Origin of the sequence: Fastidiosipila sp. (genome assembly GCA_012511175.1) — a bacterium.
Lineage (GTDB): Bacteria > Bacillota > Clostridia > Saccharofermentanales > DTU023 > UBA4923.
On the sequence record JAAZGO010000004.1, the window covers coordinates 1 to 13,584 of the forward strand.

10 protein-coding genes and 1 tRNA gene are annotated in these 13,584 nt (G+C 55.6%); 1 reads left to right on the forward strand and 10 read right to left on the reverse strand.

All coding sequences use genetic code 11. The annotated features are described in order from the left end of the window. Window positions 1-2,621: hypothetical protein (locus GX839_00545; GenBank protein ID NLB03962.1), on the reverse strand; the 2,621-nt coding region annotated here is incomplete at its 3' end. Between the two features lie 316 nt (window positions 2,622-2,937). On the opposite strand from GX839_00545, the gene GX839_00550 reads away from it, so the two are divergent. After that, window positions 2,938-3,153, forward strand: coding sequence for a hypothetical protein (locus GX839_00550; GenBank protein ID NLB03963.1), 216 nt, complete (start codon window positions 2,938-2,940; stop codon window positions 3,151-3,153). A gap of 715 nt (window positions 3,154-3,868) precedes the next feature. Here the strand turns inward: GX839_00550 and GX839_00555 are convergent. The 9 genes from GX839_00555 to GX839_00595 all read right to left on the reverse strand — a co-directional run bounded on the left by GX839_00555 (window position 3,869) and on the right by GX839_00595 (window position 13,221). Further along, a tRNA-Arg gene (locus GX839_00555) sits at window positions 3,869-3,945 on the reverse strand. Between the two features lie 86 nt (window positions 3,946-4,031). Next, window positions 4,032-5,354, reverse strand: coding sequence for a uracil-xanthine permease (locus GX839_00560; protein NLB03964.1), 1,323 nt, complete (start codon window positions 5,352-5,354; stop codon window positions 4,032-4,034). 261 nt (window positions 5,355-5,615) lie between these two features. Then, window positions 5,616-6,554: a hypothetical protein gene (locus tag GX839_00565; protein NLB03965.1), complete on the reverse strand. Its 939-nt coding sequence runs from the start codon at window positions 6,552-6,554 to the stop codon at window positions 5,616-5,618. 95 nt (window positions 6,555-6,649) lie between these two features. After that, window positions 6,650-7,450 (reverse strand): cyclase family protein, encoded by an 801-nt coding sequence (locus GX839_00570; GenBank protein NLB03966.1) that lies wholly within the window; start codon window positions 7,448-7,450, stop codon window positions 6,650-6,652. A 50-nt stretch (window positions 7,451-7,500) separates the two neighbouring features. Then, on the reverse strand, window positions 7,501-8,760 hold the full coding sequence (locus GX839_00575; GenBank protein NLB03967.1) for a DUF1116 domain-containing protein: 1,260 nt from the start codon (window positions 8,758-8,760) through the stop codon (window positions 7,501-7,503). A gap of 31 nt (window positions 8,761-8,791) precedes the next feature. After that, window positions 8,792-8,968 carry a fdrA domain protein gene (locus GX839_00580; protein ID NLB03968.1) on the reverse strand — a complete coding sequence of 59 codons (177 nt, stop codon included), beginning with the start codon at window positions 8,966-8,968 and terminating at the stop codon, window positions 8,792-8,794. A 16-nt stretch (window positions 8,969-8,984) separates the two neighbouring features. After that, on the reverse strand, window positions 8,985-10,538 hold the full coding sequence (gene fdrA, locus GX839_00585; GenBank protein ID NLB03969.1) for an acyl-CoA synthetase FdrA: 1,554 nt from the start codon (window positions 10,536-10,538) through the stop codon (window positions 8,985-8,987). An 11-nt stretch (window positions 10,539-10,549) separates the two neighbouring features. Then, window positions 10,550-11,542, reverse strand: coding sequence for a DUF2877 domain-containing protein (locus tag GX839_00590; GenBank protein NLB03970.1), 993 nt, complete (start codon window positions 11,540-11,542; stop codon window positions 10,550-10,552). Further along, window positions 11,539-13,221 (reverse strand): PucR family transcriptional regulator, encoded by a 1,683-nt coding sequence (locus tag GX839_00595; GenBank protein ID NLB03971.1) that lies wholly within the window; start codon window positions 13,219-13,221, stop codon window positions 11,539-11,541. Before GX839_00595 ends, GX839_00590 begins: the two co-directional genes overlap by 4 nt. Window positions 13,222-13,584 lie beyond the last annotated feature (363 nt).

The following is a 13,584-nucleotide window of genomic DNA, read 5'->3' on the forward strand; positions in this document are numbered from 1 at the left end:
GAAGCATCGCCCATGAAGGTGACCGTGATGTCCTCTTCATCCAGCTCAACATCGGCGACTCCGCTCGCCGTGATGGCGGCCGCTTCCGCTGCCAGCTTGGCCAAAAAGTCCGCCTTGGCCTTGTCAGATAAGACTCCAACATACACAGGATCTCCCTGTTCGTCCTGAAGTCTAATATTATTATCAATGAAAACATCGTAATCAGGTAATGTGATATGCAGCTCTCCATACGGAAGACCCGATCCAACTTCACCACTTACTAAAAGCTCTCCATCTTCGTTAGTCGTTCCAACCCAATATCTCTCGGTATCGTCTCCAACCATTCCTGTTGTTAGTACAAGTTTGCTGCTAGCCCATGGCCATCCAGACGCTCCTGTCCAAATTGGCATGCCTACCCTTACTTCTTGATTGGGCCTGAGTCCACTGATTGTAAAGCTTAGTGTGTCTCCAGCAGCATAATAATTTTCATCAAGGGCACTAACAGTAATCTGTGGAATTTCAACTGTGACGGTTACAACAGTTTCGTTTCCAAATGAGTCTTTAAATGTTGCTTGTAACTTGTTTCCATCTTGTAATGTTGCTAATGCCAAAGCCTCTGGGTCACTTCCGTCTAACGCTTCGAATGGTGTCATGTCTAGCTCAAATACACCTGAAACGGAATCGTATTTTAGAGTTCCCCAATCAACTTTAGGCTGTCCGTTATAGTCCAGGCGATAAACTGTTACATCTGTTTCATCTAAATTATCGTCTGTGACTTCAATAGAAAGTCTATGAAGTATGTCACGTTGCCAAAATACTAATGTTGCTTCGTCATTTACAATATTCTCCTCAACCGTGACTAAGGAGCCATAGTTATCTCCACCGATATATGGATTGTATTGATAGTGTAATTTGGAAGCTACCGGAGGCGTGGTGTCTGCCTTGACCTCGATATCCTCCTCAAGCTCCGTGATCACTGCACCGGTATCAAGATCCTCAAGCCACACGCGGACCGTGTAGTCGCCTGCCTCGCTGAAGGTCAGGTTGAAGGTATTTGCCATCTCACCTGTGGGAATCTCCGCCGGCAGGGGGAAGCCGCTCAAGGGGCCCCAGTAACCGTCGTTGTCCTCGTCAATCACCTGTGTGATCTCATGGCCTAAGGAGTCCTTGCCAACAAAGGTCAGCGAACCAGGACCCTCAAGCGAAATCCTGTTCAGCGCACGGGCATAGCCCTGCGTACCCACCAGCACGTTCTCGGTCGCAAGGTCAAAATCAAAGCCCACCATCGCAAGGATGTCTTCATCCGGCAACTCATAGACATACTGGTAGGTCGAAACAATTAATTTAAACTCAACGGTCACTTCTACATCAGCAGCTAAATCTGCGACTGTGTAAGTGGTGCCGGCATCCCCAACTACAACCCCATCTTTCTTCCACTCTTTGACCTGGTAGCCTGGATCTGGCGTTGCTGTGAAGATAACATCCAAGCCTCCATCAACTTTATCCCCACTAGTAACGTTCTCCCAGCCAAACGGGTTTTGTATCGCAGCTTCTAATTCACCATTTCCACCCACTACGCTGAAGGTTACAGTGTATTTAGGTGCTGCTGCATCAAACTCAATCTCCAGTGTTGCTACAGCAGAGTTTGTATGTCCAGACTTAACTGCGATCGCTTTAAGCACCACAGTTCCACCGTTTGCAGGTTCATCCAAGGCAGATGAATCAACGATTATTTCATTGTCATATTTTTCGGAATCCGCTGTCGGTGTTGTTCCATCCAAGGTGTAATAAATCTCGGCACCAGTTGTTGCTGTCTCCAGTTTGACAGTAACACCTTCATTATTGGGAAGTGAATAATCCGGATTATAAGGATTTCCTGCAACCGTTGCAGTTATTGTAATAGCCTCCACTATCGGTTTCGGGACGTAGGGCGGTACCACAACCTGGGTTGCAGGGCTTGCTGCGTAACCCGGTTTGGCTTTGTAGCGAACCTCATAGGTCCCTGAAGCCAAGCCTGTGATCACAGTTCCCGTAACAGCATTCCATGGGCTGGCTGACTTCAGTTTGTACTCCATGGTGGTGTTAACACCGGTAATCTTTCCGTCGTTATTGGCTCCGGTGGTCGGCGCCACACCTGTCAAGCCTGTTGGGGCAACTTGAGTTTCAAGCCGGTAGCCATCCGCGTCCAGCCAATAACCATACTGCACAATACGGTCATCGTTGATCACTTCAACATATTTATTAGCAATCCGGCCGGCATCTGCAGTCCAGCTGTTAAGCCAAGCATAAGTTGGCTTGGCTTTTCGCCGGAGGGCCATGTACTTGTCGGCCAGCTTACGGTAGTCAACATGCTGACGGGAGATTGAACTGACATAGGAGATAATGACCTCGTCAACTTTTTTACCCGATGAGGCCGCCGACCGAAGCAAGCCCATGTAATATTTGGCTAGGCGCGCTTCATGCCTGTCCGGATTAGATCTGTAGGCAAAATAGGAATTTTTCAAGGCCTCATAGAGAATTACATTCAATTTTTCGCCATCTTTTACGACGTATGCGTAGGGCGTCGCTGTTTCAGCATCCTGGGCACGCACCAGTTGAGCAGGCATTCCCCCCCAAACAATCCCAAAGGCAAGAATGGCCACCAGTATCCTGACTCCCCACCATTTGCACCTCATCTCAATCTCCTTTCACCGTGAAACCCTATCATCAGTTACAGTCATCGTTATAAGCTGATTTTAATTCTTAGTAACCGACACCTTTGCTCTGTGCTGGCTGTCTGACAGCGGTGGACTTTCGTCTACCACCTCGTAGTAGTACTCGTTGCTGTATTGATCAAATGTCATCTGTTTCCCGGCATAATTGACGGTATAATCGCCTGCCGACTTAGGAGCGGGAGAAATCTTGACAAAAACAAAGGTTGTCCCCAAAGAAAGCCCTGGTTCCGTGTAAACGCTGTAACTGAAGAGAGTCGTCGGCGTCGCAGTCGTTGCTGCCGTAGTTGTTGTCGTGGTCGTCTTGGCCGTTGTCTGCTTGGTCGTAGTCGTCGCGGTCGTCGTGGGCGCCTCAGTGGTTGTCGGCTCCTCGGTTGTCGTCGGTTCTGCAGTCGTCGGCTCCTCAGTGGTTGTGGTTGTCGTCGTCGTCGTCGGAGGTTCCGTCGGAGCCTCGGTTACCTGAGTTGTCTCGGTCGGTTCCGGTTCTTCTTCACGCTTGCAGCACTTAGGAAGGCAAAGAATTAAAAGAAGCACCAGGATCAGTGCCAGAACAGCGGATACAGCCGCCAGGATATTTCTTTGTTTCTCGGCCTTGGTCAGAACCTTTTTCTTGTCGTCTCCGTTGCTCATCTTGTCTCCTCCAGCTTTCTATTTGGATTAATTATCTTGGCAATGTACAAAAAGGCATGAAAAAGGCGACGCCCCTCAACTTGGGTGTCGACTTCTACTCCCCTAAAACCAAACTTCTGTAACTCTTCGGCCTTGTTCGGTTTAAATCACCCAACACTTCTTCTGCATACATACTCACGCAAACATTATCACCAATTTGGGTAATGGCTGTCAACCGATGACCGGAAAATATTCAAAAAATGGCCTCTTGGATGGATGACAAGGCTTTCCGTTTTTGTTCATTCCCCAATGCGCGGGCCAATTTCGTGCGGGGAGCCCGTGCAACAGTAATCTTTCTTGAAATTGCGACTCTCCTTTCATATCACGGGCAGCTGTGTCCTCAAATTCATCATTTGAATTAATTTTGCATACTGGCCATTCTCTTTTGAAAAAAAGATTAGAGATTGCCTGTAATCCATGGAAAGGCAAGAAGCCGGATGCAGGAATTATTTTTTTCAGGAATTGAAAGATGCGGGGATCCTTGCTTTTCTCCCCTTATGGAGATCCTCTGGTGCGCTAGGAGGGATTCGAACCCCCGGCCCCTTCCTTAGGAGGGAAGTGCTCTATCCTGCTGAGCTACTAGCGCATGACGACCTTTGACAGTATACCAAAAGCGGCCCCGTTTTGGCGGGGCCGCTGGTCAGACAATCAGTCCGTGATCAGGCTGGGATTTTACTCTTCGCCTTCTTCCTTGAACTCATAGTCCTTGCCGGGAAGAATGGCATTCAGGAGGATGCCCAGGATGGCCGCGATGGCCAGGCCTGACAGGTTGATCGAAGTCGCGCCCACCGGGAAGGTCAGGCCGCCGACCACGTCGAAGCCAAGGCCGGACACCAGGATGACGGCTGCCACAATCAGGTTGCGGGTGCTGGTCAGGTCGACCCGGTTCTCAACCATGTTGCGGACACCGATGGCGGTGATCATACCATAGAGGATGAAGGACACGCCGTTGATGACCACGCCCGGAATGGTTCCGATGGCGCTGCCGACGATGGGCAGGAAGCTGGCAACAATCGCCATGACCGCCGCCACCTGCATCACCCGGGGGTCATAGACGCGGGTCAGGACCAGGACGCCGGTATTCTCACCGTAAGTGGTGTTGGCGGGTCCGCCGACGATGGAGGCCAGGCTGGTCGCCACACCATCACCGACCAGGGTTCTGTGCAGACCCGGCTTGGAGATGAAGTTTCTGCCGACCGTAGCCGAAATGGCGACGATATCGCCCACATGCTCCATCATGGTAGCCAGGGCGATGGGCACAATCGTGATGATGGCACTCACATCGAATTTCATGATCTGGGCCGCCGTGACCGGGACGCCGACGATGCCGACACCCTTGAGCGCGGAGAAGTTAACCACGCCGAAGAGTATGGAGACAACATAGCCCGTAATGACCCCCATCAGGATGGGGATGATCTTCAGCATGCCCCTGCCCCAGAGGTTGCAGACAATGATGGTCACCATTGAAACCAGGGCGATCAGCCAGTTGACGCCTGCCGGGAGTACCCCTTTCGCCGTCTCAATCGGGGCCATGATGCCGCCGATGGCGACCGGGGACAGAACCAAACCGATCAGCATGATGACCGGGCCTGTGACAACCGGCGGGAAGAAGCGCATGACGCGTTTGGGACCGACCAGCTTGATGATGCCGGCAACGATGATGTAAACGAAACCGGCGACAAAGACACCGCCGCACGCATAAGGCAGCTTGGCCGGGTCATTTTGCCCCACATGCAGGTAACCTGCGATGAAGGCAAAGGAAGAGCCGAGGAAGGCAGGAACCTTTCCTCCCGTGACCAGGTGGAAAAACAGGGTTCCGGCACCGGCTGTCAGCAGGGCTGTCGAAACAGGGAGCCCGGTGATAATGGGAACCAGGATGGTAGCGCCGAACATCGCAAACAAATGCTGCACGCCCAGGACCAGAGTTTTGGGAACCCCCAGCTCTCTTACGTCATAGACGGGCTCAATGCCCAGCTTTGATTTCTCTTTTGCCATTCGTTCATCTCCTCTCATAATAAGATTTCCTTTTTGATGCGTTCCGGACGTTTCCCCCAAAAAACTTGAAACACCTGCCGCATACGGGTTCTTATTATTTTACACAAAGCCTACCACAGGGACCCCATGAATGCATTAGCAATCTTTACAGGATCCGTGGTTCACTGCCACTGATTATAGCCTAAAAGTGTCTTTTAGCAAGAGAATTTTCACAATGCTTTGTTTACCGGACACAATTGCGCCCGCTTTCCCTGCTGTTTATCAGAGAAAAGCGCCGGCTCTCAAAAGCAGGATAAAGAAGTGCAAGGTGACAAGCGAAACCAGGGAGGTCACCGCCACTGCCTGGGAGGCCAGTTCCCCATCCCCGCCCATGTTGTAGGCCATGGCTGGCAGGGGGCTGGCGACCGGGCCGCCGAAGGCGACCAGGAAGGAAAGAAGCAGGATCTCCCGAAAACCCATCCAGATGGCCAGGGGAACAAAAAGGGCCGGGACGATCAGGGTTCGCATGGCAGTTGCCGCAAGGATGGCTTTCCGGTTGCTTCTCAAGCCCTCAAAGGTCAGGGCAGCCCCCGCGGCCATGAGGGCCAGGGGCGCGGCAGATGATGCAATCTGGCTGACCGGCAGGTAAACCATGGCAGGCAGCTTCAGGCCCGTCAGCTTGAAAAAAAGAGCCGCCAGAACAGCCAGGATGATGGGGTTGGTGATCAGCTTTTTCAGGATGGGCCGGATGCCCGTCCTATGATTCAGCATGAATTCGAAAATCAGAACGGACAGGATATTGTAAAGGGGCACCATGACCGCGATCAGGATGCTGGTCACCCCGATCCTTTCAGCCCCGAAGAGGAGGGTGCCGTAAATCAGGCCGTGCAGATTGAAATTGGAACGGTAGGCACACTGGGCCACCACCGCCGCCCGGGATCTTTGCCTGACCCATCGGAGGGCGAAAAGGACACCGCCTGCCGCCTGAACCAGGACGCAGACAATGGCAAAAAGGATGGCCTTGAGGTTGAAGGCTTCCGCCAGGTCGGTGTCATAGGTGCTGACAAAAAGAGCGGTAGCGATGAAGACAACAAAAACCAGGCGGTTGAGGGACCGGCCCATGGATTCCGGGATGATTTTGGATTTCCTGAGCAGGGCGCCCAAAGCGATAAAAAAATAAAGCGGGAAAAGGGATTCAAAGGTTTCGAGGAATACAGCCATCGGGTCTTCTTTTTTGAAAACCCCCCGCGCCGGCAAGAGCGCAGGGGGCGTCAACAAAGGAGAAAGAATGCCGCCTTGCGGCGGGATCCGTCCGTTTAGTCGACTTCTTCAAAGGCGACGCAGCGGCAGAAAGCTGACTCGCCGTACTGGAACTTCCAGGGGAAGGTCCCCAGGATCAAGCGCTTGTTGAGCACCTTGTCAATCTCGCCGCCGATGCACTCCACGTGAATGATCTCGTCGGGCTGGGGGAAGAGCTGAATGTGCATGCCCTGGTAAACATCGGGCCAGGGGTAGATCTCATTCAGACCCTTGCCGTAGCGCTTCCTCATGTAGGCATCGCAGGCCGCCGCTTCCTGGGGCTCCCAGTCGCGGATCTTGGTGTTCATGGGATGGTCGGCCGAGCCGCAGTCAACGGCGATGTACTTGATCTCCATCTCCTTCAGCCAGGGGATGAAATCCAGCGAGGGGCCCGGATGGCGGAGCATGTAGCGGCGCTCATCGGCCTCGGGCTGGTCAAAGCCGTACTTGTGGTAGCCGGTGCTGATGAAGATGATGTCTCCCTTTTTGACCTCCACGCGATCCATGATGTCCTGCGGGGTGTAGATGGACCAGTCCTCGGTGATATCCGACAGGTCAACCACCACGCCGGGTCCCACCAGCTTGTCCATCTCCAGCGAGGCGATGTCACGGCCGGCCGTGTCAAAATGCAAAGGGCCGTCCAGATGAGTGCCCACGTGGTTGGATGTGGTGATCAGCATGCCGTTGGCTCCGTTGGGGGCCAGGCGCTTGAAGAATTTGACCTGCAGGGGCTCATAGGTGGGCCAGGGCGGGGTCAGATGGCTTGTGTTAATCGAAAGGTCGTAGACTTTCACTTTATCCCAGTTCTTAATCATGATGTTCCTCCCATTTTCTTGACTGGTTCTGTCCGTAAATTATTATAGCGCTTTCAGTCCAGCAGGCCCTCATCATCGAGAAGCCCGACATAGGCCTCAAAAGCGTCTTCAAAACATTTCATGGGCGGGTGGACCACACCGGCCCCTACCTGGCCGATACCGGCCTCCTTGTGGGCGATCCCCGTATTGATGACCGGCAGGATCTGGGTCTCGATGACCAGGCGGATATCGATGCCCGTCGGCGCGCCCCGGAAATTCATGGGCGGCAGCTTGTAGCTCTCACTTTCCTCCAGGGTAATCTCATACATCTGGGTGGTGTAGTTGACCGCGTCCTGGGGGGTGCCGCCGACAAACTGGACGATGGCCGGGGCCGTCGCCATGGAAAAACCGCCGATGCCCATGGTCTCGGTGATGCAGGAGTCCCCGATGTCGGGATTGGCGTCCTCCATGCTGTAGCCGGGGAAGTAAAGGCCGTCGATAATCTCGGCCGGGGCCGTAAACCAGCGGTCGCCCAGGGCCGCCACCCGGATGCCGAAATCCGTGCCGTTGCGGGCCATGGTGTAGACCACCGAGGAATGTTTGACTTTTCCAACCGGGTCCATGGTGGCCTTGGAGGCGGGCATGGACAGGTTCAAGGCAAAGTGGTCATTGGAGTTGAGGAAGTCAAAGACTTTGGCCTGATCTTCAGGAGTGGCCCGGGTCTTGACAATGCTGGAGGCCATCTCCCGGATAAAGAGCGAGGTGGTGGCCTTGTTGCGGTTGTGGACCTCATCGCCCATCTGGACCGACTGGGCCATCAGGTTTTTCAGGTCGATGGGGCCATGGATCTCAAGCGCCTCTTTCAGGATGGGATAAAGAGTCTTTTCCATCCACCTCAGGTGCTCAATCACCTGGGGGCCGTAGGCGCCGAAGCGCAGGACCTGGCCCAGGCCCTCATTTTGGGTGCAGTAGGCAAAATTGCCCTCGGTCTTGTTCTCGATGATAAAGACCGGCATGGAGGCCGTCACCACGCCGGCCATGGGACCGACGGCATTGTGGTGGTGGCAGGGATCAAACTCAATCCGGCCGGACGCGGCCAGCTTCTCTGCCTCCTCCGGCGTTTGAGCCAGCCCCTCATAAATCAGGCCGCCGATGACAGCGCCCCGCAGGGGCCCCGACATCCGGTCCCAGGTGATGGGCGGGCCCGCGTGCAGGATCAGGTGCTTGTGCATGCCGGGGACCACCTCACCCGCGATGCCCATGCCCACCAGGGTCGGACGGGCCCCCTGGATCATCTCCAGTGCCTTCTTGTTGGCTTCTTCAATAAAGTCCATGATCTCTCCTTCTTTCTATTTCCTGTAATCCTTACTTGCTGCTTTTAAGGCGGCCCAGCAGCGATGCCATTTTCTGGTCACCGCCCGCCGCCGGTTTCCACTGGACCTGGATGGCAGGCACTCCCTGCCGGGTCAAGTCATCATAAAAGGACTCAAGGCCCAGGTTGATCACCTTCAGCTCCTGCTTGAACAAATCGTTGACAGACATCTTCCTGCTCCTTTCATCAGATGCCGGCGGCCTTCATGATCCGGTCGGCCAGGCGGACCGCCTGGGCGTTGGACGGCATGACCAGGACGCCTGCCTCCTCCAGGACCTTCTTGGATTTTTCCAGATCCTGCGGGTCCTGGTCCGTTCCCGTGATGGAGGCCACCACGGCCAGATCCCTGCCTGACGCCTGAAGCTTCCGTCGTGCCTTCTCAATTGACTCCGCCACGGCGCTGGCCGGATCCTCGTGGGAACCGTAGCCCAGGACCACGTCAACCAGGACCAGGGCCGTTGATTGATCCAGCCAGGCATCGAAAAACTCCGTCCGTGTCATGGGATCGATCATGGGATGGGGCCGGCCCCGGGTAAACTGGTCTTCACCCAGATCCAGGCAGATGTGGCCCGCCCGGCCCTCGAGTTTATCCCAGGCCCGGTCGGGGGTCAGGGGAATGTTGGAATAGATGAGGTGCTCCGCCCCCAAGTACTTGATGGCCTCATCGGCCAGGGTGCCCCCCGTGTAAAAGGCCCGCAGGTATTTTTGATCCGGCTTGAGGCGGGCAAGGGCCTCCCTGACCAGGCGGTCAATTTCCTCAGGGGGCAGATCAAAGCCGTCAAAATCGACGGGCTCCTCTTCTCGGAGAACCGCCACGGCTTTTCTGGCGGCATCCTCCAGACTCAGGCAGGGAATGGCTCCGGCTTTTTTGACCGATTCGGCCTGGCCGCCGATAAAGTCAATGACCACCGGTTTTTCCGCCCCGGCAAGCAAGCCGTAGATCTTCTTTTCAACCGAGGGGGCGGGCGGCTTGGAGACCAGGACGATGACCTCCGTCTCCGGGTCGGCCAGAAGGGCCTGGATCCCCTGGATCATCATGAGGCCGCCGATCTCTTCCTTCAGGTCGCGGCCGCCGGTGCCGATGACCTGGGAGAGCCCCTCCCCCAGCTGGTGGATGCGGACCGTGATCTCCTGGGTCCCGGTCCCGGACGCGCCGACCAGGCCGATCCTGCCCCGCCGGACCGCGTTGGCAAAGCAAAGCGGCACCCCGTTGATGATGGCGGTTCCGCAGTCAGGCCCCATCATGAGCAGACCCTTTTCCACGGCCAGTTTTTTGAGGCGGAGCTCGTCCTCCAGGGCCACATTGTCGGAAAAGAGCATGACATGCAGCCCCTTGCGGAGCGCATTTTCCGCCTCATCCGCCGCATACTGGCCCGGGATGGAAATCTGGGCCAGCCTGGCATCCGGCATCAACTTGAGTGCGGAACGCAGGGTGGGCGGCTGGTACTGACCGGCGTGGGCCTCTTTTTTGCTGTTGAGCTGCGCTTCAAAGGAAGCCAGCAGGTCATCCATGCTGACCTTGGATTCATCAAATTTGGCCGCGATAAACAAATCGTTGGGGGTTACTTTTTCCAGCTCCGGCAAAAACATGTCCAGCATTTTCACCAGATCCAGGTTCAGGTCGGTCCCCATGCCGGCAAGAACCTCCTCCACCCCCTCCAGCTTCTTCATCTCGCGCGAGATCAGCATGAGGGTGACGGAATCGTAATAGGCATTTTCCCTTATGATTGTCTTGATCATTGCTATTCTCCTTAGCCTGTCATCTTCTCCGTGAAGTCACCAGCCTGCCCCGGAAATTCCTGATTAAAAACCGGCCTGTGTACGGCCGCCAGCGGCTTGGGCAGCAGGATCTGGCCGCAATAAAGGCCGTATAAAAAGTCGGCGCCCGATGATGCCCCAAAATCCAAAAGCCGGTCAATAACCGGCCCCATCGCCGCCAGATCGCCTGCGCCCGCCGCCCGAAGCGCCTCCAGGTAAAGGAGGCCCGCATGCCCCCGCACAGCGTGGCGGATCATGTGGTAACTGATCAAGTTGGTCCGCTCCAGGGCCATCTTTTCTATCTGCCCGAAGAAACAGGCAGTCCGGTGTTCTTCGGGACCGCGGCCGGGAAGGTAGTAAAAACTCAGCAATATCCCCGTCATGAAGTCGTCACAGGAGGGGGTCAGGCCGGGGCCAAAACCGATCAGGGCCCGGGCCAGCCCGGCCGCCCGGTCCAGATCGTCTTCCTGGCAGGCCTGAAGAAAGCGGCCTAAATCCTTGAGGATAAAGGCGCTGTACATGTTGAGCGGGGCAGGCGGCAGTTTTTTCTCTTTGCCCGGCAGGACTGTCACAAGGGAGGCGATCCCCCCCTTGTCCGCGGCCGCAAGTTTGTCCCGGATCAGGGCCAGAACCTGATCCTGCCTGCCCGCCGAAAGCGGGCCCGGCAGCCTTGTGTGGCGCGCCACGGCGCCACGGGTGTCGATGACCCCCTGATTATCGGGCAGGGAAAAGACGCCTTCCGAAAAGCTGACCCGGCTCCCGCCCGGCAGCAGCAGATTGTGAAGCTTGGGAACCACGGCCCCCATGGGCGTCAGATCGCGGCCCTCCCCGACCAGGGTTACCAGGACCCGGTCGGACGTGAGGAGATTGACCGCCTTTTTGAAGGCCGAATGGACCTGGAAGACAATGTCTTGCCGGCGTGACAGGAAATCCCTTAATTCAAGGGCCATCTCCTCTGCGCGAAAGCTCTGCCCCGTCCCGGTCACTGGATCAGCTCCTTGATCTTGAGTGCCAGCTGGAAATTGAAGGCTGTTTCCGGATCCCGCAGGTCAACGCCATAGACATCGCGGATCCGGTTGATCCGGTAGATGACCGTATTGTAATGGGTGAAGAGCTGTTCGGAAACCCGTTTGAGGTTGCCGCCCGATTCAAAATAGGCGCGGATGGTCTCGATCAGGTCGCCGCGCTGGCTGGCATCGTGTTCCTCCAAAGCCGCCAGGACCTCCTCCGCGTATGCCAGGGCATCTTCGCGAAGAAGCGGGTGGCCCAGCACCCGCAGCAGACCCAGGTCGTCAAAGTAAAGGACTGAGCTTTCCCGGCCGCCCCTGCTCTGCAGGATGCGGACGGTCTGCTCAGCCTGCTGGAAGCTGGCAGGCAGCGACCGGTAGGAAGCCACACAGGAACCCACGCCGATGGAAGTATGCTGGGCGATCTCCTTCTCTTCAGCACAGGCCAAGAGAATGTCGACAAACTGCTCGCTCAGGGCCTGGCGGCCCTCAATGGGGCAGTCCTGGTCAAACTGAAGCAGGAAGACGGCCCGGTCACTCTTGCGGGTCGACAGAAAGTAGCCGCTGTAATCCCGCTTGATGCGGTTAGTCAGATTGAGCATGGTGGTATTGAGGTTTTTCACGGTATGGGAATCATCGGGGCCTGTCTGGAAACGGCCTTCATGGTTGAGCGCCATCATGATGATCTGGCTCGGCAGGTCGGGGTGGAAGAGATAAAAATCCGCGCTGTCGATGGCCTTGGCCTGTTCATGGGGATCTTCACTCAAAAGCTGCTCCAGGAAGGTGGTCTGGTGAACATTTTCCCGCTCCACCAGGGTGGTCCGGTTGAGGATGTCAAGGGCAATCAGGGAGGAGGTCGACTCAATCACAAAAAGATCCTGGGGCCGCAGGCTGCCGTCCACATCCCAGATAAAAATGCTGCCGTAGTGGGTGCTGTCAAAATAGATGGGGACGGTAAAGCGCCGCAGGCCCTTGCCGCCCGCCGTGACCTCCAGGCCCTTGTCTTTTTCCGCCCGATTCTCGCGCCGAAGGAAAGCGGCCGAGGTCAGGGCCCGGTAATCCTCTTCGATCCGGCGCTCCTTGACCGGATCCGGACAGTAATAGTAGACCTCATGAAAGATGTCGTCGCTGATGACCACCGGGGCCCCGGTGGCCAGGTAAATCTGCTCCGCGATGGCCTGCATGCCCTCATGGCGGAGCATGATCTCCCTCACCGTATGATTGAAATCGTTGATCCGGGACAGGAGGCGGGTCTGCTCCCCGATGATGTGATTGAAGATCTCCTTGATCAATTCGCCATAGGGTACGTGCTGAGGCACTTTGATAACAGGGAAATCGATCTGGTCGGCCAGGCGGAGGACAGCTTCCGGCACTTCGCTGATGTAGCGCTGGGTCTTGATGCCCAGCCCGCACACCCCCTTGGCCTTGAGTTCCGGAATCAGGCTCTCCAGGGCCGTAATGTCGTGACTGAAGGTGAAGGCCGTCGTCAGCAGGAATTCCCCGGGCCGCACCCAATCGATGATGTCGGGAACCTCCATGACATTGACCGAGACAATGCTGTTGCTGAGCCCCTTGTGGCCCGCCAGCACCTCCGCTCCCTGAAGCAAATCCACCTGGAGGATGTCCCGGAGCTGAATGGTAAGCTGTTTTTGATCCATCTTGCGCTTTCCTTCCTCTACTATTTTACACAAATCCCACTGGACTGCGCTTAGCGTCAATTGACAATATTCGCCGGATTTTTCGGATTGTACCTGTCATTTGCATACACACATCTTCCGGTTCCGACGGAACTTCTTTGCATGATTGACACAAAAACCCCTGACCGGGCCGGCAATTGTCCGGCTCCTTTGCAAGCGGCGGGGAAGCTTGGGTAAACTGACTGACCCTCCCCTTTGGTTCTTGTTGTGTCTTGCCAAATTCAACCGGCTGCTTCTTATTATATTGTAAGCAGTCACAAAGTGTTTCTGATTCAATCATGGTAAAATTAAGTTAATCTGCACAATGGGTCCAGGCGTTCTGTC

Excerpts from the sequence above, each read along its gene's own strand:
- GX839_00560 (NLB03964.1), bottom strand. The coding sequence starts at position 5,354 with ATGGCAAAAGAGAAATCAAAGCTGGGCATTGAGCCCGTCTATGACGTA.
- GX839_00565 (NLB03965.1), bottom strand. The coding sequence starts at position 6,554 with ATGGCTGTATTCCTCGAAACCTTTGAATCCCTTTTCCCGCTTTATTTT.
- GX839_00575 (NLB03967.1), bottom strand. The coding sequence starts at position 8,760 with ATGGACTTTATTGAAGAAGCCAACAAGAAGGCACTGGAGATGATCCAG.
- GX839_00580 (NLB03968.1), bottom strand. The coding sequence starts at position 8,968 with ATGTCTGTCAACGATTTGTTCAAGCAGGAGCTGAAGGTGATCAACCTG.
- fdrA (NLB03969.1), bottom strand. The coding sequence starts at position 10,538 with ATGATCAAGACAATCATAAGGGAAAATGCCTATTACGATTCCGTCACC.
- GX839_00595 (NLB03971.1), bottom strand. The coding sequence starts at position 13,221 with ATGGATCAAAAACAGCTTACCATTCAGCTCCGGGACATCCTCCAGGTG.